The following is a 22,652-nucleotide window of genomic DNA, read 5'->3' on the forward strand; positions in this document are numbered from 1 at the left end:
GTAGCTCTATACCCATTTCAAGCCTCGGCATTTGCCGGGGCTTTTTCGTTTTCGGCCCCGCCACACCCATCGCGTCAAGCTGGGAGTGCTGTCGGGGCCGAACCCATTCTGCTCCCAGCTCGGGAGGACACCGGATGCCTCATATGCCTGATAAGCCAGACACCTGGGTGATAGCGCTCGCGTGGCTGAGTCAGCACTCGCCGACGATCTATGCCGCCACACTGTCCTTTGTAATGGCGGCGCTGCGGATCATCTATGGCGGTGGCACTCGGCGGCAGGCGATGCTCGAAGCAACCATCTGCATGCTGCTCACCACCAGCCTGATCGCGGTGCTGGAGTACTTCGGCCTGCCGTCCAGCCTGGCCACACCGGCAGGCATCTGGATTGGTTTCTTGGGTGTGAAGAAGATCGCTGACCTGGCTGACCGCTTCGCTGACTTCAAGCTACCACGGCGATCCAAGTAATGACCTGCAGCGGCTGCGCCGCCAGGCGCGAACAACTCAACAAGTGGAAGGCGATTGCATATGAGCGAGCAGCAGAACTCTTTGGCTGGCCTGCTCAGTCAGGTACTGGCCGAACAGATCAAGCAGACAGCGATCCTCCAGCGGATAGCGACCCAGCAGACCCAATTGATCACAGCCTTGGCGGAAGAGGGGATTGAGCAGGATCCCGAGTCAACGCCACTGACCTACATGAGCGGCGCACCGCGTCATCCAGCATGAGCCGCCTCAAGACACTGGCCACACGCCTGCAACCCCAAGCCAATCGCATCGCAACCGCAGTGCCTGGGTCATGGCGCAGCGACAAGGCCACTTCGACCCAGCGCGGTTACGGTTACGCATGGCAACAGGCGCGACTGGTGCACCTCACTGCCCATCCCCTGTGCGTCTACTGCGAGCGTGATGACCGGGTGACAGCGGCCAGTGTGGTCGACCACGTCATCCCGCACCGTGGCGACATGACGCTGTTTTGGGATCGTACCAACTGGCAGTCGCTGTGCAGACCTTGCCACGATATCGTAAAAAAACGAGAAGAATCAGCAGGTTGAAGGTCTTTGCAATGTCAATCTTTATTGCTTGTATCGGTCACAAATATTCAAATAAGAATTTTTATCAATAAAGTTGTTGGAATTGATTCGCATTTGTGATTTTGAGAATGATTCTTATTCGATATAATGAGAATATTTCTCATTTGCCGGTGGGGGGAGGGTAAAACTCCAGAGGCCTTTTGCTCCTAGACCACCCATCCCCGCACGCGCACATTTTTTCCCCTTTTCAGGAATTTTTGTTAATGGCTTTAACACCCAAGAAGCGGGCATTCGTCGACGCTTTGAGGGGCGGTGCCTCTAACAAGGACGCAGCCATCGCCGCAGGCTACGCGGCGTCCAGCGCATCGGCCGCCGGATCACGGCTGGCAAAAGACCCTTACGTCATGGCCGCAATGGCCGGGACCACCTTTAACAAAAAAGTTAACAAAATTGTTAAAGCTCCCGCAGCGCAACAACCGGCTGCTGATGCGCCACAAGCAACTGATCCCGATGACGGCCCGGGCTTCGATTTGAACAGGGCCTTGTCATTCTCCGACCCGAAAGCGTTCCTGCTGGCTGCCATGAATGACCATGAAGCCGAAGCAAAGCTGCGGGTCGATGCTGCCAAAGCGCTGATGCCCTTTATGCACCCGCGCAAAGGCGAGACCGGTAAAAAGACCGAGCGCGAAAACGCGGCGAAGGTTGCCGGGGCAGGGCGCTTCGGCTCAAGCCCACCCCCATTGAAGGCGGTCAAGTAAATGCAATGGACGACCGCCTGCCCGGACTGGGAGCAGAAACTGCGCCTGGGGCAGTCGATCATCCCGCGCCCATTGTTTCCACAAGAGGCCGAAGCTGGTCTGGCGGTGTTGCGCGAACTGAAGATCGTCGACGCCCCGGGAAGCCCTACTATTGGTGAGTCCTGCGCCGAGTGGGTGTTCGACTTCGCCGGGGCGATCTTCGGCGCCTACGACTACACCACCGGGCGCCGGATGATCTCGGAATACATGTTGTGTATTCCGAAGAAGAACTCAAAGTCGACCATTGCCGCCGGGATCATGCTTACCGCGCTGATCCGCAATTGGCGCATGTCGGCCGAGTTCATCATCTTGGCCCCGACCAAGGAAATTGCCGACAACTCGTTCAAACCTGCGGCCGATATGGTTAAGCACGACGAAGAGTTGCGCGACCTGATGCACGTCCAGCCGCACTTGCGCACCATCACCCACCGAGAGACCGGCGCCACGCTCAAGGTGGTGGCCGCCGATGGCGACACGGTGGGCGGCAAAAAGGCCGTGGGCGTGCTGATCGACGAAGCCTGGCTGTTCGGCAAGAACGTCAAGGCTCCGGACATCATCCGCGAAGCTACGGGCGGTCTGGCGTCACGGCCTGAAGGCTTTGTGATCTGGCTGACCACGCAGTCTAACGAGCCGCCTGCCGGTGTGTTCCGCGAAAAGCTCAAGTACTCCCGCGCTGTGCGCGACGGGCGTATCGATGACAACCAGTTCCTGCCGGTGATTTACGAGTTTCCGCAGGCGATGATCAAAAGCGGCGAAGCCCGTCTGGTCGAAAACTTCCACCTGGTTAACCCGAACATGGGGTTCTCGGTGGACGAAGCCTTCCTGCTGCGCAGCTTCAAAATGGCGCAGGAAGCGGGTGAAGAAGAGCTGCGCGGCTTTCTGGCCAAGCACGCCAATATTGAAGTCGGTTTGGCGCTGCTGTCCGAACGCTGGGCCGGTGCCGACTTTTGGGAAGTGCAGGGCAAACGCCCGGGGTTGAGCTTCGATGACCTGCTGCGCCAGTGCGAAGTGATAGATATCGGCATCGATGGCGGCGGTCTGGATGACTTGCTGGGCTTTGCGGCTGTCGGCCGGCACCGGGCGACTCGCGAGTGGTTGTTGTGGACACACGCCTGGGCCCACCCCTCGGTGCTGGTCCGTCGCCAGTCCGTGGCGGCCAACTTCCATGACTTTGCCAAAGATAAAAATCTCACTTTGGTTGAGCAGATAGGCCAGGACGTCGAGCAGGTAGCCAATCTGGTCGCCCGTGTTGAGCAATCCGGCCTGCTGGACAAGGTGGGGCTCGACCCGGCGGGTATCGGCGCGATTCTCGATGCCCTGGTAGAGGCCGGTGTACCTGAAGAAAAGGTCATCGGCATTTCACAGGGCTGGAAGCTCGGCGGTGCGATCAAAACTGCCGAACGCAAGCTGGCCGAAGGCACCTTGATCCACGGCGGCCAGCCGATGATGGCCTGGTGCTGCGGCAACGCCAAAGTCGAGCCACGTGGCAACTCGATCCTGATCACCAAGCAGGCGTCGGGCTCGGCCAAGATCGATCCGCTGATGGCCACGTTTAACGCGGTGACGCTGCTGTCACTGAACCCGATGCCCTCGGCAAACATCGATGACTTCCTTAATCGACCAATGAGTATGTAATGGCAGACACCGATTACAGCATTGACCTGCGCACCCGCAGTCCTTTCTGGGCGCGTATGGCGAGCTTCTTCGTTGGTGGGCGCCTGGTCTCTCCCGAGAAGGGCTCGCAGACTGGGCCTGTCTCCGCCACCGGCGTTGTGGGCGACTCAGTCGTCAACGATGAACGCTCGCTGCAAATCTCCACCGTGTTTGCCTGCGTGCGCCTCATCTCCAGCGTAACGGCCTGCCTGCCGTTGGATGTGTTTGAAACCAAGGGTGAGGACCGCTCCAAGGTTGGCTTTGATAACCCGCTGTCCCGCCTGCTGCGTTACAGCCCCAACCAGTTTATGACGGCCTTCGATTTCCGCGCCGCCATGACCATGCAGCTTTGCTATTACGGCAACGCCTACGCGCTGATCGAGCGCAACAGCGTGGGCGACATCATCAGCCTGGTGCCGTTGATGTCGGTCAATATGGACGTGCGCCTTGAAGGCAAGCGGGTGGTTTACCGCTACCGCCGTGACAGTGAATACGCCGACTTCAAACAGTCGGAGATTTTCCACCTCAAGGGCTTTGGCTTTAACGGACTGGTGGGGCTTTCCCCGATTGCATTCGGCGCCAAAACAGTCGGTGTTGCGGTGGCGATGGAAGACCAGCAGCGCGACTTCTATGCCAACGGTGCGAAGTCGCCGCAGATCCTGATGACCGGCGATGGCAAGACGCTCAACAAGGCCCAGCGCGATCAGCTTGAGGAGAACTTCAAGGAGATCTCCGGCGGGCCGGTTAAAAAGCGCCTGTGGGTGCTGGAGGCGGGGTTTACCACCCAGGCCATCGGCGTCAGCCCGCAGGACGCCGAAACCATGGCGGCGCGCAAGTTTCAGGTCAGCGAACTGGCCCGGTTCTTCGGCGTGCCGCCGCACCTGGTGGGCGATGTCGAAAAGTCCACCAGTTGGGGCTCCGGCATCGAGCAGCAGAACCTCGGTTTCTTGCAGTACACCTTGGATCCATATTTAGAAATCTGGGAAACCAGCATTTTGCGCTGGCTGATCAAGCCTGCCGACTTGGGCCGCATCCACGCCGAACACAACCGCGACGGATTGTTAAGCGGTGACTCGACGGCCCGGGCCAATTACATGAAAACCCAAATCGACACGGGCCTGCTTACGGTGAACGAGGGCAGACGTGTCGGTAACCGGCCGCCACTCCCTGGCGGCGATGTCGCAACCCGGCAGTCTCAGAACGTGCCGCTTACCCAACTTGGCAAAACGAACCCCGCACCCAGCGGGGTTTAGTTTTTCTGGAGACTGAAATGCCGAGCATTTGCAAAACACTGGCCTTCGATCAGGCCGCAATCAAGTTTTCCAGCGGCGGCGCCCAGGGCATTTTCGAAGGCTATGCCAGCGTCTTCAGCGTGGTCGACAGCGACGGCGACATTATTGAGCCGGGCGCCTTTGCTGCCGCACTGAAAACCCAATCCCGGGCGGTGGCGATGTTCTTCAACCACCGGCGCAATGAAATTCCGGTGGGCAAGTGGCTGGATCTGTCGGAAGACAGCACTGGCCTGCATGTCCGGGGTGAGCTGACCCCCGGTAACCCGCAGTCGGACGCCCTCAAGGCGGCAATGATCCACGGCACCGTTGTCGGCATGTCGGTGGGGTTCTCTGCGGCCAAAGGTGACTGCGCGCCCATTGCGACCGGCTATTCGTTCAAAAGCGTCTCCCGGCTGAGTGAAATCAGCATCTGCACCTTCCCCGCGAATGAGCAGGCCACGGTATCGGCGCTCAAGAGCATGGACACCATTGAAACCATCCGTGATGCGGAGAACTGGCTGAGAGACTCCGCCGGGCTCTCCAAGTCGGAAGCGTTGGCGTTTATCGCCCGCATCAAGTCCGCAGTTCGGAGCGACTCCGAAGGTGGCGAAATCAACGCGATCCTTAATCGCATCAAGTCCTTCCCATCTGTAGGAAACTAATTCATGTCCGAATTGGCTGATATCCAAAAGGCAATCGAAACCGCGCAAACGAACATGACCCAACTGTTCGATGCACAGAAAAAAGAGATCGCCGCCACCGGCGAGATCAGCAAAAAACTGCAAACCGACCTGCAGACCGTCCAGGCCGATCTGACTAAATCCAGCACCCGGTTGTTTGATCTGGAGCAGAAACTGGCGGCTGGCAGCCTGGACAACCCTGAGACCAAAAAGTCCTTCGCCGAGCGCACCGCTGAAGACCTTAAAAAGTCCTGGAACGGCTCGACCTCCGGGAAAATTGACGTGAAGACATTCAACAAGGCTTTGGGCAGTGGCGCGGGCTCCGCCGGCACGCTGATTCAGACGCAGCAAAACCCAGGCATCCTGATGCCCGGCCTGCGCCGTCTGACCATCCGTGACCTGTTGGCTCAGGGCCGCACCACGTCCAATGCAATCGAGTACGTTCGTGAAAACGTTTTCGTCAACAGCGCCGCATCTGTGGCCGAAGGCACTCTAAAGCCTGAATCTCAGCTGACCTTCACCAAAGAAACCGCCAACGTCAAAACCATCGCTCACTGGATCCAGGCTTCGCGCCAGGTGATGGATGACGCACCGATGCTGGAGTCCTACGTCAACAATCGTCTGTTGTTCGGTTTGGCGCTGGTAGAAGAGGGTCAGTTGCTCAACGGTGACGGCACGGGCGATAACCTGATTGGCCTGAACAAGGTGGCGACTTCCTATGATGCAGGCCTGGATGTCGAGGGTGATACCCGCGCCGACCAGATTGCCCATGCGATCTTCCAGACCAGCGAGTCCGAGTTTGAAGCCTCCGGCTTGATCCTCAACCCCCGCGACTGGCACGCAATCGCGCTGCTGAAAGACGCGGATGGCCGCTACATCTTCGGCGGTCCAGCTGCATTCGCGGCGAAGGTCATGTGGGGCCTGCCGGTGGTGGCCACCAAGGCCCAGGCGCTGGGTACCTTCACCGTTGGTGGTTTCGACCTCGCTTCGCAGGTATGGGACCGCATGGACGCCACGGTCGAGGTCAGCAATCAGGATCGCGACAACTTCGTCAAAAACATGCTGACCATCCTGTGTGAAGAGCGTTTGGCACTGGCTCACTACCGTCCAACCGCGATCATTAAAGGCAACTTCACCCCAGCTGCAGGCGGCTGATTATCGAGACGGGGCAGGAAACTGCTCCGGTATCGTTATGACCAAAATTCGCGCACTACGTCAGTTCTCGCACTATCACGCTGGCAGCTTCAACCAGTTCGAAGTGCGAGAGGTTAACGATGAATATGCAGAAGCATTGATCGGAATGGGCTTGGCAGAAGAGATCCATGCCGCTCCAATCCTGAAGCCAGAGCCAGAGCCAGAGCCAGAGCCAGAGCCAGAGCCAGAGCCAGAGCCAGAGCCAGAGCCAGAGCCCACAACTCCGGTCGACCTTGAGAAGAAAGGTTCGAAAAAATGACCATCAACGTCGCGGATCTGCTGTCGATTGAGCTGATGCGCAAGCACCTGCGGGTCGATCACCAGGAAGACGACGACCTGATCGAGCTGTATGCCGAATCTGCTTTGGCTTGGGCCTTGTGGTTCTGCGACAACCCCGCATTTCTTCAAGCCAGCGACATACCCGCATCATTCAAATCAGCGCTGCTATTGCTGCTTGGCAACTCCTATGCTGTCCGCGAAGCGGTTGTTGTGGGCACTACGGCGGACAAGGTGCCGCTCGGCGTCGAGTCTCTGCTGTGGTCGTCCCGCAACTTCACTGGCCCGGCCAGAAAGGAGCCTGAGCCATGAGAGCGGGGGATCTGCGACATCCGATCGTCATCCAGCACCAAACCGCACAGCAAGATCCGGTCACAGGCGAGGTGGTAACAGCCTGGGTCGAGTTTGCGCGTGTATGGGCGGCAGTCGACCCACTCAGCGCTCGCGACCTGATTGCCGCGCAAGCCAGTCAGTCCCAGGCCAGCGGGCGGATCACCATCCGCTACCGGCCGGGCGTGCTGCCGACCATGCGCATCTTGCATCGCGGGCAAATCTTCACAATCATCGGTCAGCCGCTCCCGGACAGAAATTCGGGCCTGGAGTATCTGACCCTTGTTGTCGCAACGGGGGTGAATGATGGCTGACGGTATGCAGTTCAATATCCAAGGGCTCAATGGTGTGGTCGAGAAAATGCGCACCCTTGGCCCACGGCTGCAAAAGAAAGGGCTGCGCAAAGCGGCCAGGGCGGCGATGAACATTGTGCGTGACGCCGCGAAAGCCAACGCCAAGGCCATCGACGACCCAGCCACCAAAGAGAAGGTGTTCCGCAACCTGATCACTCAGGAGTCGAGCAAGCAGTCCAAGCGCGAAGGCGGGGTGGTGATGCGGGTCGGCGTGCGCGGCGGCTCGGGTTCCAACCAGCACAGCAAGGACGCCTCCGGCAACCCAGGCGGCGACACCCGACACTGGCGTTATATCGAGTTCGGTACCGAGCACAATCCGGCGGCGCCATTTATGCGCCCGGCGTTTTCCAGCAGCGTGCAGGCGGTCACTGATCGGTTTGTCGCGGTGCTAAACACTGAAATCAACGCGTTGCTGGGGGCTCGCTGATGTACGCGCCGATCTTCACTGTGTGCGCCGCCGACCCGGCGGTAACGGCCTTGCTGGGCGTTTCGCCCGTGCGCATCTACCCCTTTGGCGAAGCGCCCGAAGGTGTCGCCAAGCCCTATGTGGTATGGCAAATGGTCGGTGGTAACCCTGAAAACTATCTGGCGCAACGCCCGGACATCGACGGTTACAGCCTGCAAATTGATGTCTATGGCGTTTCCGTGACACAGGCGCGTGACACGGCCAAAGCCATCAGAAACGCCATTGAGCTCAAGGCCAATATTGTGCGCTGGGGTGGCGACTCCCGTGATCCGGTCACCAATTCCTACCGCTACAGCTTCGATGTGGACTGGCTGGTACCGCGCTAAACCAACACCGATCCCCAGCCCGCCTTGTGCGGGCTTTTTCGTTTAAAGGAGACACCCATGTCCGTTCTTACACAGGGCACGCAGGCTTACATGCTCGTGCAGGCCGCGCCCGGTACCGGCCCGCTGACCGTCATGGAGGTGGAGTGCATCACTACCTTCGACCCGGCGGGCTCACCGGCAGACCAGATCGAAGACACCTGCCTCAGCCATAAAGATCGACGCTACAAAAAGGGTTTGCGCACCCCGGGGCAGGCATCCGTTGGCCTCAACGCCGATCCTGCCAACGCAAGTCACGTCCGCGTGCATCAGTTGTCCGAAGAGGACGGCAAGAACAACATTAAGTGGGCCATTGGCTGGGCCGATGGAGAAGCACCTCCGACCTTGACTGAGGCAGGTGACGACTTTGAATTCCCGAAGACGCGCACCTGGTGTGCCTTTGAGGGGTACGTGGCCGACTTCCCGTTCTCATTCGCGGCAAACGCCGTGGTTGCTTCGACCGTTTCCATCCAGCGTTCGGGTGGCCTCGCCTGGATTCTCAAAACCATTTAAGGGCTTTCCATGAACCTCAAGCAACTCAAAGCCAAAGGCGGCATCGTCGACGGCGCTCTGGTTAAAAAAGAAGTCACCTGGGTCCACGCCGACCCGGCCACCGGCAAGGACGTGACGGATAAATTCAACGTGCATATCCGCCGCCAGTCGTTCGGTGTCATCGAACGACTGTTTGCTCCGGACGAAGCCGAGCAAAGCCGCAACGCCAAGTACATCGCGGCCAGTGTGTTTCTGGGTGAAAAGGGTGCTGAAGCCCTTAGCTACGAAGACGCCTTCAGCCTGGAGTCGTCCCTGGGCTTTGCCATCCTCACCGCGGTCAATGAAGCCAACGGCACCGGGAAGGATCAGGCAAAAAACTAAGCGCCTCCGATGAGTTCTGGCACGAACTGGTGCTGAACCGCATCGGAGGCAGCACCATTGCCGAAGCCAAGGAACGGCTGACCCACCGCGAAGTGCTGGACTGGATCGCTTACCGGGAAAAGTACGGCACTCTCGATCAAAACCGGCGCATGGAGCGTCACTTCGCGCTGTTGACCCACCTGACCAGCAGGATTGCCGGCGGTAAAATGGATCTCAGCGATTTCATGGTTTACAGCCAGGCGCAGGTGACGATCAGCCTGGAAGAGGCTATGGCTACGTGGCAGTGAGTTGCATGCGCTTGGGTCCTTTTTCTCCCGTTTATTCTCTGTGGTAACTCTGGTAATCCGCTAGCTATGGCCTGCGTCTCATTAGCCGGTGCTATTGTTAAGCCATCAATCAAGGAGGGCGTATGGCGACAGTTAAAGTTGAAGCTGGTGATATTGATAAAGGTGCCTGGCAGTATTCCGGCATGTTTGGGACGTCGATTCTGACCCGGGCAAGCACCAAGGATCATCCTTGGAAAGGAGAGACCATCAACCTTGGGCTGGAGCTTGAGAGAACTGAGTTACTCGATGAGGAAAAGGTCAAGAAACTTGCAGGCACAGCCGGTTGGGGTGTGGCAGGGGCCGTTTTGCTGGGCCCGATCGGGGCAATTGGCGGGATGTTGCTTGGCGGCAACAAGAAGGAAGTAGCTTTTGCTGCTTACTTGAAGGATGGCCGAAAATTCATGGCTACAACTGATGGTGGTACATGGAAGAAGTTGATGGCGATCACTTTTTGATTCGTTGTTGAAATATGGCCCGCTCCGGCGGGTTTTTTTTCGCCTGGAGAAAATTAAATGGCCTCGCGCTCACTGGGAACCCTGACGCTCGATCTCATTGCGCGTATTGGCGGTTTTGAACAGGGAATGGATCGCGCCGCCCGAACGGCAACAAACCGCATGGGCCAAATCGAGAGATCGACCCAAAGTGCGAGCAGCCAGATTGTTAGCTCGCTTAAATCAATTGGTGTGGCTGCGGTTGGGTACCTGGGCACACGGGAGCTCATTGCCTACGCCGAAACATGGACCTCGGTTCAGAACCGGCTCAAGCAAGTGACCGTGAGCCAGCAAGAACTGGTCAAGGTCTCTCAAGAAGTATTTGAGGTGGCACAGCGATCCCAGGCGGCGCTTGAGCCTACGGCAGAGCTATACCAACGGATCGCTTCAACCACTGGTGCACTGGGCGTTAGCCAGACGGAAATGATCCGGGTCACTGAGTCCATCAGTAAGGCAATGTCGGCCAGCGGCGTGTCTGCCGGTGCCGCAGCAGGGGCACTGGTCCAGCTCGGGCAAGCTTTTGCCTCTGGCGTACTGCGCGGGCAAGAACTGAATTCGGTGCTTGAACAAGCTCCCGGGCTCGCCCGCTCAATTGCTGATGGTCTGGGGGTAGCAGTAGGCGACCTGAGAAAGCTCGGCGAAACCGGGTCAATTACATCCGAAAAACTGTTTCGAGCCATTCTTAGCCAAACCCAGTCAATTGACGATCAGTTTGCCCGGGCGCAAACCACCATCAGCGGTGCGTTTACTGTTCTTGAGAACAGCGCAACACGTGCTATCGGTACGCTGGACAACATCCTTGGCGTGTCCCGGGCTTTTGTGACTGCAGTACTGGATTTATCTGCGGCCCTGGACTCTGGAAAACTTCAAACCTTTACCCGCATTCTGGAAGCTGGACTGTTGGTTGTTTTGGGCAGAACAGCAGGAGCACTGATCAGCAACGCCTATGCAATGGGCGTCAACATCAAGGCATCCTCCGAGCTTGCCTTGGCAAACTCTGTTGCAACTGCGGGCGAGGTGCGCCGTCTTGAAGCTGTAAAGGCGGGAGTTGTTGCTGATTTGGCGCGGGCACGAAGCTCTGTTGCCAGCGCTGAAGCATCGGTCCTGGCGTCACGCCAGGTGCAGACAGCTGATTTGGCCCGTCTGCAAACAGTTCGGCAGTCATTGGTGGCCGAACTTGAACTGGAACAGCAGCGCCTACGTGCGCAAATTTCCGATATTGGCCGGCAACAATCTGTGGCCCGAATGGCCGAACTGCGCTTGGCAGAAACGGCGATCATTCGTCAGCTCACAGCCGCCGAGGCGCAGTTGACGGCCACCACCATTGCCGGCTCAGGGGCCGTCACCGCGTCCTTGGCACAGCGAACTGCTGCGACTGAAGCGCTGGCCGTGGTCAATGGTCAACTGGCCGTAGCGCAAGTGGCCGCAACATCAACAATGGCCGCATGGGCCGCCAGTAGCACTGCCCTTGGCGCAGGTTTTGCGATGGCTGCAAAAGCAGGCCGCGCCTTGCTCTCTCTGGCCGCTGGCTGGCCTGGCCTGATAATTACAGTTGGCCTGATCGCCTATTCGTTTTTGGACTTTGGCGACAAAGCTGAAGAGGGCACGAGCAAAGCGGCGAACGCTTTTGATGATGCGTCTACGCGCATTCGTCGAGCGGTAAAAGGGATGCTGCCTGATGACCTGGGCAAGCGTTCGTTTGAGCAGTTGAGCGCAACACTTGATGGGCTTCAGTCCGAGCTCAAAAATGCTGAGGAGGTGTACGATCGCTTGCAGGCAGGCGCTGACTCGGGCGGCGACGTACCTTTTGCTTTGCCGCTGGACCAGGCTGGCGAGCGGGTCGAGGCGCTCAAAGGTGCCATTCAGAAAACTCAGGCTGAGTTGAATGGTGTGCGGTTTGCCAGTGATAAGGCGGGCCAGAGCTATTTGGATAGCCTGAAAAAACAGGCCGTCGTCGCGGGGAAACTTACCGAGGTTGAAAAACTTAAGGCACAGCTTTCCGCAGGCATTCTCAAGCTGGATCCTGAGTCTGAAAAAGAAGCGCTCAAGCACGCTGCAGCGATCGACAAGGTGAATGCCAGCCTCAAAACACAAAAGGCCGATACCAAGTCTGTTTCCGAGGTGCAGAAGAAATTTGCATCTACGGAAGAGGATTATCAGCGTCAAATCGAGCTGATCAATACCACCACAGATGCGCGTAAAAATGCCACAGAAGTGGCCAAACTTCAGTTTGAGATTGAAAGCGGGAAACTGGTCGGTATCAATACCCTGCAACAAAAACGCCTTGAAGGTCTCGCTGTCGAACTGGACAGCCTGAAACAGTTGAAACAGGCCAATGAAGACGCCGCCAAGTTGGCAGCATTCGGCGCAACCCTGAAAGACACCAACCAAACGTTCAGTCAGGGCTTCAAAATTGAACTGTCTGGCGCGGGCTCCGGCGACAAGCTGAAAGAGCGTCTTCAGGCTGATCTGGAAATCCAGCAGGAGCATGACAAGCAGGTCTCCGACCTGTTCAAACAGCGCAATGCGGGTGATATCAGCCAGGAGCTGTACGAACGGGAAACCGAGCTACTCAGCGAAGCGCTTGCCGAGCGCATGGTGATTCAGCAGGACTATTACAACCAGCTTGATGCGGCCCAGAGCAACTGGATGGACGGAGTAGGCGATGCCTGGAACAACTACCTGGATCAAAGCCGGGATATTTCCGGCCAGACCAAGGACATGTTCACCGATGCCTTCTCTGGCATGAATGACGCGCTGTACAACTTTGTGACCACCGGCAAACTTTCTTTCACTGATATGGCGGCGACGTTTGCCAGCTCTGCGTTAAAAATGCTCATTCAATGGGGCACCGCACAAGTGGCCATGGCGGCGCTGAACGCCTTCACCTCGACGGCAGCCATTCCAATCGTTGGCCCGTTTGCGGCGCCGGCGGCAGCGGCTTCCGCACTGGGGGCAGCAGGCAGTTTTATGGGGATGATCGGCTCTGTGGCCGGTATGGCGCACGACGGCATCGATGCGGTACCGGAAACCGGCACCTGGTTGCTGCAAAAGGGTGAGAGGGTTACTACTGCTCAGACCAGTGCAAAGCTGGATCGAACCCTGGAGCAGGTCGCGCAAGGCGGGGCATCAGGTGGAAAAGGTCTGACCGTAAATCTGATCGAAAACCCAAACAAAGCTGGTCAAGTTGAACGCGGGAGAAACTCAGACGGCACGGAATCCCTGAGTCTTTTTGTGGCGCAAATCCGATCTGGCGGTAACGAAACGTCTGATGCATTTGAGTCTACTTACAACCTGAAACGCCATGCAGGATAGGAGGCAGTAGTGAACCCGATCGAACAATGCTACGCCTCCGGCGGCGACATGATCATCAAGACCATCGAAACCCGGGCAGAAGGTGAGCCTGACTCAATGCTCTTTTCACAGGGCTTCGATGACTGGACCTGCGGTACGGAGGACGGCAGGACGCTGACCTTTCCGGGTATCGCAATTGAGGATGCGTTACCCAAGAACGACAGCAGCGGCTACCAGAGTCTGAACATCGCGCTGGATAACACCACGGGTGATGTGCAGAAGGTCGTCGAGGGCTACAAGGCTGCAGGGAAGCGGATCCTCATGATTCATCGCGAGTATCTCGAAAGTGACCTCAGCTATCCGACGTCGGTGTATCACCTCACGGTGCTCAATCGTGAGTACGCCGACAACACGGCCACGTTTTCCTGCGGCTTTTTCGACCTGCTCAACACCGGATATCCCCGCGACAAGCTCACGACGCTGGTCGCGCCTGGCCTGACGTACATCTAACCATGCTCAAAAAATACTTATCCGCCCGTTACCGGGATGGCGGCCGGGGACCTGCTGCTTACGATTGCTGGGGCCTGTGTATTGCGGTGCGCCACCAGTTGCTGGGGTTGCCGTTGCTACCCAGCCTCGGCGCCGTGGGCAAGGACCGGCTACGCGAAAACACTCACGCCTATCACGACCTCAAGCAGGGCATGGAGGAGTGCGCGCCCGAGGTGGGCGCTATTGCCGCCGTGTTCCGTGGGGCCCTGTGCCTGCATGTGGGCGTGGTGATCGAGGCCGATGGCCGGTTGAAGGTGCTGGACACGAACCCGGGTGGTGCACGCATCCGCACGGTCCGTGAGTTTGAAACTGACTTTCCAAGGGTGGTCTTCTACCGTGATCGAATTTTTCCCGAACAAGATGGCCGGCTCGGCGCCGATGGTCACGTATCAAACTGACCGCCGCATGACGCTGGAACAATGGCTGATCGATCAGTCGCCCAGCTACGAGCGCATGGAATCGCCACCCATCAGCATCATCCTCAACGACGAAGTGATCGAAGCAAAGCGCTGGCATAAGGTGGTGTTCAAACCCTCCGACCAGGTCGAGATTTATTGCGAGCCCAAGGGTACTGACCCATTCAGCATCACCTATGCACTGTTCAAAGGTGCGCAGGCGGTCATGAAAGCCATGATGCCGAAGATGCCCGGCATGCCGACAACGTCGACTGCCCAGGGCAACCCGCTGACCGAGGCAAGCGCCAAGGGCAACAAGGTCAAACTGGGCGACACCATTCGCCAAATCGCCGGCCACCAGAAGGTCTACCCGTCCTATCTGGCTGAGCCGCGCACCTGGTTTGTTTCCCCGCGGGAGCAGTGGATCGAGATGCTGTTGTACGTCTCGGCCGGGTATCTGGAAATCCCGATCAACAAGATCAAGGTGGGCGAAACACCGCTGATCTCATTAGGTGCCGATGCGAGCGTCACGATCTATCCACCTGGTGCTAACGTGTTGGGCGATACCGCCTCAATGCTCTGGTTCAACGTGGGCGAGGTGGGTGCGAGCTCAAGCGGAGCGGCAGGCCTCGAGCTGACGGTGTCAAGCAACATCACGCCGTCGGCCACGGCATCGGCTTACCAGTTCAACGGAGAGACTATTTCCATTCCTGCGGGAGCGGGGGCGTTCCCGACTGATTGGGCCAGTGGCCTGGTGATTCGGGTGCTGGCTTATTACGAATACACCGTCATCGATGGCGGCGCCGGGCGGGATATCGTCCAAGGCCCACTGGAAATGCTCAACCCCGAAGAGGGAATGCCGATTGAGGTAGTGGGGGCTAATGGTGGGCTGTATGTCGTCAACAGCTACACGCCTTTTGCACCGGCAGTGCCGCCAACGGCCGGTACCGCTTCAACGTTACGCGGATCGGGCGCGCCTGCCCGCTACGATTTTGATGTGACGCCTCTGTCGTTCACGGTGAGCCGTAGCGCTACGACATACCCTGTCACCCTGGACACAGCGACGACCGATCTCGCGGGGCTGGTGTCAGCGTTTAACAATGCCAAGGGGGCTGCACCTTTCATTGCCAGCGCTTCATCTGGACGGCTGCTGATCACTGAAACTTCCGTGTTCAACGGTTTGCCGCTGACAACCTCGGCTTCGACACTTTTCGGTACCAGCCCGGTTAGCAGCACCGGCACCGCTGAATCCAGCGGCACACCGGAACGACCTGCACAGATGACCCTGAACTATGAAGGGGGCACCCCGGCCAACGGTTTGGCGCTGGGCACTGGGTTGGCCAGCATTGGTCCTCGTGGTCTTCGGTACCGCATTACGGCTTTCGGGCCCGCCATCATGGAGGTAGAGCGCCTGACTTCTAAGGGCTCTGCAGATGAAAATTGGCCCGGATTCAAGCTGCTGGAAAGCGTCAGCGGGGTGATCAATCTCGATCCTTCGAACCTTGAGGGTGGGTACCGCGGACCTTTCGTATGCAGCCCGGTAGGGGAGAAGGTCACCGCCATTGAGTATTCAGTGTCTGCGACTAATGGCCTGATCGGCATTGGCAAGACGGGCTATGAATATGCGGTCACCTCTTCTCACCAGTTCGAGTACCGGGATATGGACGTGGCGGGTGCCTGGACAGTGCTGCCACAAACAGTGAGTGGTCACTCTCGCGATGTTCAAGGCTTCACGTTTCGGCATGAACTGCCTTACCCGATGAGGCCTGAGTGCCGCATCAAGCGCATGCCCAAGATTGGCGGAGTCAACTCGGCCGAAGTCATGGATGACATGATGTGGTATGGGCTGCGCGGCCTGCGTCAGGTGCGCCCCGCGAGTTATCCGGGCATGACCGTGATGTCGGTGAAGATTCGTGGTGGTGACCGCCTTTCAGCGCAATCAGAAAGCCAAGTGAACTTGGAGGCTACCCGAATGCTGCTTTCGCGCAGTGGGGGTGCTTGGCGGGAGGATCTTGAACCGACTCGCGATATCGTGCCGTGGGTTCTGAATGTGTTGAAGTCATCGGGCTACACCGATGCCGATATTGATCTTGAAGAGTTTGACCAGCTCCACGCGGCCTGCGTCGCCGATGGCCAGTTTTATGACGAGACCATTGATGACACGAGCATCGTCAAAGAGGTGCTGAATAACGCACTGGCCTGCGGCTGGGCTGAATTGACGATCGCCAACGGAAAGATCAAACCGGTCCGGGATGTCCCCCGGGCTATTTTTGAACGCGAATATGGCCCGAAGACGCAGACCTATTCGCCGCAGAACATGACGCAGTCCCTGAAAATCAGCGGTCCGCTGCCCTCGATCAATGACTATGACGGTGTGGACGTTGAGTACTTCTCGAGCAAAAGCTGGGCATGGGAAACCGTCAAGTGCCGCTGGCCGGGTGATCTCGGGCTGAAGGTGGAGAAGATCAAGCTGCCCGGGGTGACGGATCGAGACCGGGCCTACCGGTGGGGGATGCGCCGTCGTGGGCATCAGTTGTTCAGGCAAGACACGTACACCTGGTCGACAGAGTTGGATGGCCGTAACTCTGGTTATCTGAGCTTCTGCGCCGTTGCGAGCGATACTCCTGGGCTTTGCCAGAGTGCCATTCTGTTGGGGGACGAGACGGTGCCGGGAGGCGTTGTACTGGAATCATCTGAACCCTTGGACTGGTCTGCGGGCGGTAATCATAAAGTAGGTATCAGGCGTCTGGACGGCACACTGTCCGGTCCGTATCCGGCCTACCGGATTGACGAATTCCATATCCGGGTCGACGAGCTGGATTTTGAGCTGGCTGCTGACAGCGTGGTTCTTGAGCCGCCTCACCTCATGTTTGGGCCCTCTGAAAAATGGGCCTATCCGGTGCTGGTGACTTCTGCCGATCCATCGAATGGCGGGGTGGCGATGAAGGGCATGCCGTACGACTCTCGGGTCTACACCTACGACCACGCAACTGCGCCAGAGGCTGCCTGATGCTCACTTATCCAGAAGGCCTGCCCCTGCCACAGAGGGAGGGCTATGGTTTTTCGCAAATTAGCCCGATCGCCAGTACGCCAATGGTTACCGGTCGATCTCGTCGCCGCCGCGTCTGGCGAAGTACTCCTGCACGGGTGGCAGTGTCTTGGTTGATGGAGGGGCCGGAAGCCAAGTTGTTCATGGGTTGGTTCGAGCACGGTATAAATGCTGTTGATTGGTTCCTCTGCCCCGTTAAGAGCCCGATGGGTCTTGAGCTGACAAAGGCCCAGTTCACCGATATTTACCAAGGACCATTTCTCGTTGGCGTCGACTTGTGGCGCTTCACCGCTGAGCTTGAATTGTTCAAATTGCCAATCATCAGCGAGGCCGAACTTACTGACCTGCTGGCAGGCATGGACATTGGCGTTATGAATGCGCAGCTGCGCAGTCTGCTGCAGCGCTGGTACACGAAATCCTGGCCGGGTGCGACTTAACCGCTCGATCCACAGATCAATTTTCAATTCTATAGCCCACCACTGAGTGGGCTTTTTTTCGCCTGGAGTAAATATGAGCGGACCAACTGATCTGGCGCGCTTGACGGTCACGATCGATACGGCGAACGAGCTGTTACTGAGTGACCAGATTAAGATGATGGATGTGGGTGGCGGAGTTATGCGGCCTACCAATGCTAAGGCTATTGCGGATTTGGCGACGCAGATGGCGGGAGCCATGATTTACCTGACCGTTGCAGGTGGATTGGCTGGCACCGTCAACGGTAGCTTCTTCAGTGTTCCGTCGGTAAATGATGAGGAGTACTTGATCCTTTATCAGAACGTTGACGGAGTTGCTATCGAGCGAGGTCGATTCCCAAGTGCCTATGCAGCGCAACTTAGCATCAACCAGTCGAACCTAGCACTGGATCTTGCCCCTTCCCGCATGCTGGACACCGCCTATGGTTGGGGCGTAGCCGATGGGCGCGGCTATCCGATACTCGGTGTAAAAAACAGCGGCGTGGCCACCGGTATCTTTGATGAGCTGCCCGGCCTGTTTTTTCTCAGTGGAGAGTGGCGCTATGTGCAAACCGATGTAAATGGCATTGTCCTGCTGGGCCACCGGTGGGACGGTACCACCGTTGTTTTCGGCGTGGCCTCCGATGCGAATGTGGTTCCGTACCAGGTAAACGATTCGGGTCTTTCGGATATCTGGCTGCTCGCGAATGGCATGAACTACCAGCTTACGGGCGCTGGCAACAATTGGGACCCTGTCGCCTCTGATGGCGTTGTTCGCTATATGTCGAGAGTGGGTACGAATGTGCAGCATGTCCAACAAGACCAGCCGGTATACGGTGAGGTCGCGCCGTATGTTCGCAACTGGCTGCATATCCTCAGCAGCAGCCAGTCCTTGGGGCTTGGAACTCATTCTGAAATTTTGACCACACAACCTCCTGTCGCGAACCGCGTGTTTACCATTGCAGTGGGATTGCGCCAAAGCGATGCCCTACAAGCGGTCGAGTTAGCCCCTGAAAGCGTCCTGCCATTGAAGCCTTTGGTGTCGAGCCTGCAGGAAGCGCCGCACGCTCAACTTTGTGCGAGCCTGGCGCGCCATCGCGATCTGCCGGCCGACGCGGGGGTCATTGGTAGTTGCCATGGCATAGGGGCGACCACCATTCAGAACCTGTCCAAGGGAACCGTTTCCTACAACAATCTGATCGCCACAGTGACGCAGTGCAAGGCCGACGCGACAGCTCGCGGTTACGGCTATGAGGTTCCGTTTGTTGACTGGATCCAAGGGGAAGCAAACACAAACGGTAGCCAGGGCGCGTATCTGACAGCCTTGCTTCTGCTTCAGACCGACCTGACCACCGATATCGGTGCAATCAGTGGCCAGCCCAACATCCCTCTGGTGCTGTGCCAGATGAGTAGCTGGACTACCAAGAACGTGACGACCAGCTATGTGCCTCATGAGCAGCTGCAGGCAGCGCTGGAGAATCCGACCAAATTCATTTGCGCCGGTCCGAAGTACTGGCTCGATTACCACACCGATGGCGTGCACTTGACTGGAAAGGGATCTGTGCAACTCGGAGCTATGCACCGAGCGGCGGCAGCAGCGGTCATTGCAAGAAAGACTTGGCTGCCGACGTATTGCACGAAGGCGGTTCGTAGCGGGGTAGTCGTCACGCTTAGTTTCCACACACCGGTGGGCGCCCTGGTGCGTGACACGGCGAATGTAACCGACCCGGGCAACTTGGGCCTTCGGTGGATTGACAGCACCAGCAGCGCGACGGTTTTGAGTGCCCAGGTCAATGGCAATAACACCGTCACCCTGACGCTATCGGGCGTGCCAACCGGTGCCAACCCTCGCGTAGGTATTGCCGATATTGGTATCTCGGGCGCCCTGGGCGGGCCAACTACCGGGCCGCGCAGCTGTTTGCGTGACAGCAATACTGAATTGGATGTGTTCGGCAACCCCTTCTACAACTGGGCATGCCACCAAATTATCAGCGTGGAGTAACAAAATAATGGGACAAATCATCGTACTGTCGGGCGTGACTGCTCAGGCAGGAGCAAACGCTCCACGTATCACTATGTCGGCGGCCGATCGGGTGGCTATGCGAATGCCTTATCTCAAGCATGCCGTGAGCGCCAATGAGCTGAACCCTGTCGCAGGCGAAGGGCTGCAAGGCCGCTGTCGAGTCACCGGAACCAAACTGATCACTACAGGTGCGGGAAAGGCCAATATGGCTTTGCTCAATCGAGCAGGTCATCTGGGAGTAGGCGGTTCTGTATTGTCCAGCGCCATGGGCCTCAAGCTGCCAGACGGCAGCGCAACGGCGTCTTACACGATCGTGGTCGCATTCAATATCGGCACCTCGACTGGCAGCATTTACACGACCACGCGACAGCTACTCAACGGATTTAGTGCGGAAGGTGTGTTAGCCAACCAAATGCTGACGGCATCCGGTGCCGCCAATCCGACCGAGGCCTACAAGAGCAAAATGCTATCCGTAGGTATTGGCACGTTTTCTCCTTTCTCTATCGTTAACATGCCTCCCTCTCTTAGTTGGGGCGTAGTCGCGATTGATTTCAATAACGACACTGGAGTGGTCAGCCTCTCACTCGATGGCATTACTTGGAGTTCAGTACAGCGTGTCGTGGGGGGCAACACAATTGGCGGTACCGGGTACGTGACAATCGGGATGCCAACTACAACGGCTGGCCTGACTGATAACTTGGTAGGTGACACATTCATCTTCGGCGAGTCGCTGCGTGCCAAGTCCTCGGACAGTGCGATCGCGAGTCTCATTGCTGCGATGAAGGCTGATTACGACATAGTCTAAGCTAGTCCGCGAATTGCGTTCGCCTAAGCGGTGATGCGCGTCATTTGTAAGCCCGTATCACGCGGGCTTTTTTCATAAGCAGGAGATATGCATGCCCGTATACGATGCTAACGCAGGTCTGTTTTTTTACGCAGCTTCGCTCTCGGGGCCAGGAGGCAAAAGTATAGGCGTTCAGTCGTTTGCTTTCGATGAGCGCACGCGAAACATCTACACACTCCAGCTCAACGGAGTAAGTAATGACAATATGTCGACGATTAACCGGTTTTCGCTCGATGGTGAGATCCAGCAAAACTCCGCGGGGTACTCGACGCCGGTAAGCTCTGAAGTAGGTCATCAAGGGCTTGGCTTGGAGTATTTGGAAGGGAGTGCATTTCGCCTGTGGACTACTGGGCATGCAAACTCCCGTCAGGCCGTCCGCTATAGCTACACAGACGGGGGGCCATTGGCGGATATTGAAGTTTACACTTTGTTCGGCTCCGACTTTAAGAGCAACACAAGCTGTACGCCAACAATAAGTCATGGTCAGTCTTTGTTGGTCGCTTACGGAACACGCACAGGCGGAACGAATACAACGGTACGAATCTGGCGTTTGGCCGATGTTGTCGATGGTGGGCCTGGTGATTACTCTGGATCGTGGCTGTATGAGTGGGATACCCAGGGCCTTGTAGACAGCGACCATCCAACGCAGGGAATTGCGAGCGATGGACAGGTGGTTTGGTTGCTGGCAGGGAACAACAATATTAATTTGGGGAAGCGACTTCAGGAGTACACCATTGAAGGTACTCTGATTTCTTCGGATGAAGATTTCCAGACGGGAAGACGCCAAGCACTTCTTGATGGTTCGGGTGTTGTTTATGAGCCGGAAGGCTTGGCCGTGTTGGGTAATGGTCCGGGCTTAACTCTGTGTGTCGGCGTTATTAGCGGTGATCTTGGTACGCGCTTTGCTCGTATATACGGGATTGGAATGAAAAACTCGCTCTACGCATCAACGATCTTTCTGGATGGGAATCGTCGCGGCGCTATTACCTCATCGACTTCAGCCGGGCGCCAGTTCCTGTCTATCCGCGGTGATATCGACGGTGCGCATGGCGCAGGTATTAATCTGTACGGGGCTGGTGATTCCGGCTATCCAAACAAAGTGGGTATTGTTGCAGGTGGGGTTACCTCTACCGTAGGGACATTCGCGCGTGTTGGAAACAGCCTAAATCTAGAGTCTACCTCGGGAGAACTGCGCCTTGATGCGCTCGCGGGTACGGCGGTTCGCCTCCGAGTAGACGGGGTAACCGGCCTGGCTGTGAGTACAGATACGACAATCACGTACAAGAATTTTCGGCCAGTGAATGCGAATGCCTTTACTTGCGGTAGCTCGTCACACCCTTGGTCAGGCGGTGCTACTCAGGTTGCATTTACCGTTACTTCTGATATCAGAGCCAAACAGGATGTTGAGGCGCCTACCGATCAGATCTTGGACGCTGTCGAAGAGACTGGCATCGTCACATATCGACTCATTAATAGAGTGGAAGATAAGGGCGATAATGCCAGGCACCATGCTGGAGTGATTGCCCAGCAGCTCGAGGAATGTTTCGAACGTAACGGTGTTGATCCGTTTAAGCTGGGTGTTCTAGGCAAGGATGTCTGGGAGGCAAAAGAAGCGGTTTACGACGATGACGGAACACTTTTGGAGCCAGCTCTCGAAGCCGGAGACATCTACAACGTTCGTCTGACTGAGTTCCTCGCTTTGAAGTGTGCAGCACTGTCTCGCAACCTAAAGCGGCTAGAAGAGCGTTTGGCTGCACTTGAGGCGAAGTAGAGCTCTCCACTCAGGAGATGCGCTTAGTCACGAAAGCTTGTAGTAACTCCAAAACGCCCGCATTGCGCGGGCGTTTTAAATTAGGAAGAGCCATGCCCGTTACCGTGCAGCTGCTGCAGATCCTCCCGAACGCTGGCCAGTCGCTTGCGTTTTTGTTCCAGTCTTAAATACGGCCA

Annotated in this window: 25 protein-coding genes; all 25 read left to right on the plus strand. The window is 57.3% G+C overall.

Annotated features, from left to right (window positions below):
* Window positions 1–134: 134 nt before the first annotated feature.
* A complete protein-coding gene (locus WG29040_RS13265; RefSeq protein ID WP_127196266.1) occupies window positions 135–464 on the plus strand; it encodes a phage holin, lambda family in 330 nt (109 codons plus the stop codon).
* A 60-nt stretch (window positions 465–524) separates the two neighbouring features.
* Window positions 525–722 (plus strand): hypothetical protein, encoded by a 198-nt coding sequence (locus WG29040_RS13270; protein WP_127196267.1) that lies wholly within the window; start codon window positions 525–527, stop codon window positions 720–722.
* A complete protein-coding gene (locus WG29040_RS13275) occupies window positions 719–1,048 on the plus strand; it encodes an HNH endonuclease (RefSeq protein WP_127196268.1) in 330 nt (109 codons plus the stop codon). The genes WG29040_RS13270 and WG29040_RS13275 overlap by 4 nt, the downstream gene beginning before the upstream one ends.
* A 242-nt stretch (window positions 1,049–1,290) precedes the next feature.
* The gene (locus WG29040_RS13280) at window positions 1,291–1,785 is read left to right on the plus strand and encodes a terminase small subunit (RefSeq protein ID WP_127196364.1); all 495 of its coding nucleotides are present in this window, start codon (window positions 1,291–1,293) and stop codon (window positions 1,783–1,785) included.
* Window positions 1,786–3,459, plus strand: coding sequence for a terminase large subunit (locus tag WG29040_RS13285; RefSeq protein ID WP_106117422.1), 1,674 nt, complete (start codon window positions 1,786–1,788; stop codon window positions 3,457–3,459). It begins immediately after the preceding gene.
* Window positions 3,459–4,730 carry a phage portal protein gene (locus tag WG29040_RS13290; protein WP_127196269.1) on the plus strand — a complete coding sequence of 424 codons (1,272 nt, stop codon included), beginning with the start codon at window positions 3,459–3,461 and terminating at the stop codon, window positions 4,728–4,730. Before WG29040_RS13285 ends, WG29040_RS13290 begins: the two co-directional genes overlap by 1 nt.
* A 17-nt stretch (window positions 4,731–4,747) precedes the next feature.
* Window positions 4,748–5,410: an HK97 family phage prohead protease gene (locus tag WG29040_RS13295; RefSeq protein WP_127196270.1), complete on the plus strand. Its 663-nt coding sequence runs from the start codon at window positions 4,748–4,750 to the stop codon at window positions 5,408–5,410.
* Between the two features lie 3 nt (window positions 5,411–5,413).
* The gene (locus WG29040_RS13300; RefSeq protein ID WP_127196271.1) at window positions 5,414–6,583 is read left to right on the plus strand and encodes a phage major capsid protein; all 1,170 of its coding nucleotides are present in this window, start codon (window positions 5,414–5,416) and stop codon (window positions 6,581–6,583) included.
* A 37-nt stretch (window positions 6,584–6,620) separates the two neighbouring features.
* Window positions 6,621–6,881, plus strand: coding sequence for a hypothetical protein (locus tag WG29040_RS24430; RefSeq protein ID WP_177412977.1), 261 nt, complete (start codon window positions 6,621–6,623; stop codon window positions 6,879–6,881).
* A complete protein-coding gene (locus WG29040_RS13310) occupies window positions 6,878–7,210 on the plus strand; it encodes a head-tail connector protein (protein ID WP_127196272.1) in 333 nt (110 codons plus the stop codon). The genes WG29040_RS24430 and WG29040_RS13310 overlap by 4 nt, the downstream gene beginning before the upstream one ends.
* Window positions 7,207–7,542, plus strand: coding sequence for a phage head closure protein (locus WG29040_RS13315; RefSeq protein ID WP_127196273.1), 336 nt, complete (start codon window positions 7,207–7,209; stop codon window positions 7,540–7,542). Before WG29040_RS13310 ends, WG29040_RS13315 begins: the two co-directional genes overlap by 4 nt.
* Complete coding sequence (locus tag WG29040_RS13320) at window positions 7,535–8,008, plus strand: HK97-gp10 family putative phage morphogenesis protein (protein ID WP_127196274.1); 474 nt, start codon at window positions 7,535–7,537, stop codon at window positions 8,006–8,008. The genes WG29040_RS13315 and WG29040_RS13320 overlap by 8 nt, the downstream gene beginning before the upstream one ends.
* Complete coding sequence (locus WG29040_RS13325) at window positions 8,008–8,373, plus strand: DUF3168 domain-containing protein (RefSeq protein WP_127196275.1); 366 nt, start codon at window positions 8,008–8,010, stop codon at window positions 8,371–8,373. The genes WG29040_RS13320 and WG29040_RS13325 overlap by 1 nt, the downstream gene beginning before the upstream one ends.
* A gap of 57 nt (window positions 8,374–8,430) precedes the next feature.
* On the plus strand, window positions 8,431–8,922 hold the full coding sequence (locus WG29040_RS13330) for a phage tail tube protein (protein ID WP_127196276.1): 492 nt from the start codon (window positions 8,431–8,433) through the stop codon (window positions 8,920–8,922).
* Window positions 8,923–8,931: 9 nt separating this feature from the next.
* Window positions 8,932–9,282: a phage tail assembly chaperone family protein, TAC gene (locus tag WG29040_RS13335; protein WP_127196277.1), complete on the plus strand. Its 351-nt coding sequence runs from the start codon at window positions 8,932–8,934 to the stop codon at window positions 9,280–9,282.
* 29 nt (window positions 9,283–9,311) lie between these two features.
* On the plus strand, window positions 9,312–9,569 hold the full coding sequence (locus WG29040_RS13340; RefSeq protein ID WP_127196278.1) for a hypothetical protein: 258 nt from the start codon (window positions 9,312–9,314) through the stop codon (window positions 9,567–9,569).
* 122 nt (window positions 9,570–9,691) lie between these two features.
* Complete coding sequence (locus tag WG29040_RS13345; RefSeq protein WP_127196279.1) at window positions 9,692–10,063, plus strand: hypothetical protein; 372 nt, start codon at window positions 9,692–9,694, stop codon at window positions 10,061–10,063.
* 57 nt (window positions 10,064–10,120) lie between these two features.
* Window positions 10,121–13,414 (plus strand): phage tail tape measure protein, encoded by a 3,294-nt coding sequence (locus tag WG29040_RS13355; RefSeq protein WP_165878356.1) that lies wholly within the window; start codon window positions 10,121–10,123, stop codon window positions 13,412–13,414.
* A 9-nt stretch (window positions 13,415–13,423) separates the two neighbouring features.
* Entirely contained in the window at window positions 13,424–13,903 is a 480-nt protein-coding gene (locus WG29040_RS13360; protein WP_127196280.1) for a DUF1833 family protein, read from the plus strand.
* A gap of 2 nt (window positions 13,904–13,905) precedes the next feature.
* The gene (locus WG29040_RS13365; RefSeq protein WP_127196281.1) at window positions 13,906–14,340 is read left to right on the plus strand and encodes a hypothetical protein; all 435 of its coding nucleotides are present in this window, start codon (window positions 13,906–13,908) and stop codon (window positions 14,338–14,340) included.
* Window positions 14,279–17,347, plus strand: a complete 3,069-nt coding sequence (locus tag WG29040_RS13370) for a host specificity factor TipJ family phage tail protein (protein ID WP_127196282.1) — start codon at window positions 14,279–14,281, stop codon at window positions 17,345–17,347. Before WG29040_RS13365 ends, WG29040_RS13370 begins: the two co-directional genes overlap by 62 nt.
* On the plus strand, window positions 17,347–17,823 hold the full coding sequence (locus WG29040_RS13375) for a hypothetical protein (protein WP_127196283.1): 477 nt from the start codon (window positions 17,347–17,349) through the stop codon (window positions 17,821–17,823). Before WG29040_RS13370 ends, WG29040_RS13375 begins: the two co-directional genes overlap by 1 nt.
* A gap of 73 nt (window positions 17,824–17,896) precedes the next feature.
* Entirely contained in the window at window positions 17,897–19,840 is a 1,944-nt protein-coding gene (locus WG29040_RS13380; protein ID WP_127196284.1) for a sialate O-acetylesterase, read from the plus strand.
* 7 nt (window positions 19,841–19,847) lie between these two features.
* On the plus strand, window positions 19,848–20,666 hold the full coding sequence (locus WG29040_RS13385; RefSeq protein WP_127196285.1) for a hypothetical protein: 819 nt from the start codon (window positions 19,848–19,850) through the stop codon (window positions 20,664–20,666).
* A gap of 91 nt (window positions 20,667–20,757) precedes the next feature.
* Complete coding sequence (locus WG29040_RS13390; protein WP_127196286.1) at window positions 20,758–22,476, plus strand: tail fiber domain-containing protein; 1,719 nt, start codon at window positions 20,758–20,760, stop codon at window positions 22,474–22,476.
* The last annotated feature ends 176 nt before the right edge of the window (window positions 22,477–22,652 follow it).

Source organism: Pseudomonas sp. PAMC 29040, from assembly GCF_003994535.1.
Classification (GTDB): domain Bacteria; phylum Pseudomonadota; class Gammaproteobacteria; order Pseudomonadales; family Pseudomonadaceae; genus Aquipseudomonas; species Aquipseudomonas paraversuta.

Bases quoted from the DNA above. Each gene is read 5' to 3' on its own strand.
- WG29040_RS13265 (WP_127196266.1), top strand. From the start codon at position 135: ATGCCTCATATGCCTGATAAGCCAGACACCTGGGTGATAGCGCTCGCG.
- WG29040_RS13270 (WP_127196267.1), top strand. From the start codon at position 525: ATGAGCGAGCAGCAGAACTCTTTGGCTGGCCTGCTCAGTCAGGTACTG.
- WG29040_RS13275 (WP_127196268.1), top strand. From the start codon at position 719: ATGAGCCGCCTCAAGACACTGGCCACACGCCTGCAACCCCAAGCCAAT.
- WG29040_RS13280 (WP_127196364.1), top strand. From the start codon at position 1,291: ATGGCTTTAACACCCAAGAAGCGGGCATTCGTCGACGCTTTGAGGGGC.
- WG29040_RS13285 (WP_106117422.1), top strand. From the start codon at position 1,786: ATGCAATGGACGACCGCCTGCCCGGACTGGGAGCAGAAACTGCGCCTG.
- WG29040_RS13290 (WP_127196269.1), top strand. From the start codon at position 3,459: ATGGCAGACACCGATTACAGCATTGACCTGCGCACCCGCAGTCCTTTC.
- WG29040_RS13295 (WP_127196270.1), top strand. From the start codon at position 4,748: ATGCCGAGCATTTGCAAAACACTGGCCTTCGATCAGGCCGCAATCAAG.
- WG29040_RS13300 (WP_127196271.1), top strand. From the start codon at position 5,414: ATGTCCGAATTGGCTGATATCCAAAAGGCAATCGAAACCGCGCAAACG.
- WG29040_RS24430 (WP_177412977.1), top strand. From the start codon at position 6,621: ATGACCAAAATTCGCGCACTACGTCAGTTCTCGCACTATCACGCTGGC.
- WG29040_RS13310 (WP_127196272.1), top strand. From the start codon at position 6,878: ATGACCATCAACGTCGCGGATCTGCTGTCGATTGAGCTGATGCGCAAG.
- WG29040_RS13315 (WP_127196273.1), top strand. From the start codon at position 7,207: ATGAGAGCGGGGGATCTGCGACATCCGATCGTCATCCAGCACCAAACC.
- WG29040_RS13320 (WP_127196274.1), top strand. From the start codon at position 7,535: ATGGCTGACGGTATGCAGTTCAATATCCAAGGGCTCAATGGTGTGGTC.
- WG29040_RS13325 (WP_127196275.1), top strand. From the start codon at position 8,008: ATGTACGCGCCGATCTTCACTGTGTGCGCCGCCGACCCGGCGGTAACG.
- WG29040_RS13330 (WP_127196276.1), top strand. From the start codon at position 8,431: ATGTCCGTTCTTACACAGGGCACGCAGGCTTACATGCTCGTGCAGGCC.
- WG29040_RS13335 (WP_127196277.1), top strand. From the start codon at position 8,932: ATGAACCTCAAGCAACTCAAAGCCAAAGGCGGCATCGTCGACGGCGCT.
- WG29040_RS13345 (WP_127196279.1), top strand. From the start codon at position 9,692: ATGGCGACAGTTAAAGTTGAAGCTGGTGATATTGATAAAGGTGCCTGG.
- WG29040_RS13355 (WP_165878356.1), top strand. From the start codon at position 10,121: ATGGCCTCGCGCTCACTGGGAACCCTGACGCTCGATCTCATTGCGCGT.
- WG29040_RS13365 (WP_127196281.1), top strand. From the start codon at position 13,906: ATGCTCAAAAAATACTTATCCGCCCGTTACCGGGATGGCGGCCGGGGA.
- WG29040_RS13375 (WP_127196283.1), top strand. From the start codon at position 17,347: ATGCTCACTTATCCAGAAGGCCTGCCCCTGCCACAGAGGGAGGGCTAT.
- WG29040_RS13380 (WP_127196284.1), top strand. From the start codon at position 17,897: ATGAGCGGACCAACTGATCTGGCGCGCTTGACGGTCACGATCGATACG.
- WG29040_RS13385 (WP_127196285.1), top strand. From the start codon at position 19,848: ATGGGACAAATCATCGTACTGTCGGGCGTGACTGCTCAGGCAGGAGCA.
- WG29040_RS13390 (WP_127196286.1), top strand. From the start codon at position 20,758: ATGCCCGTATACGATGCTAACGCAGGTCTGTTTTTTTACGCAGCTTCG.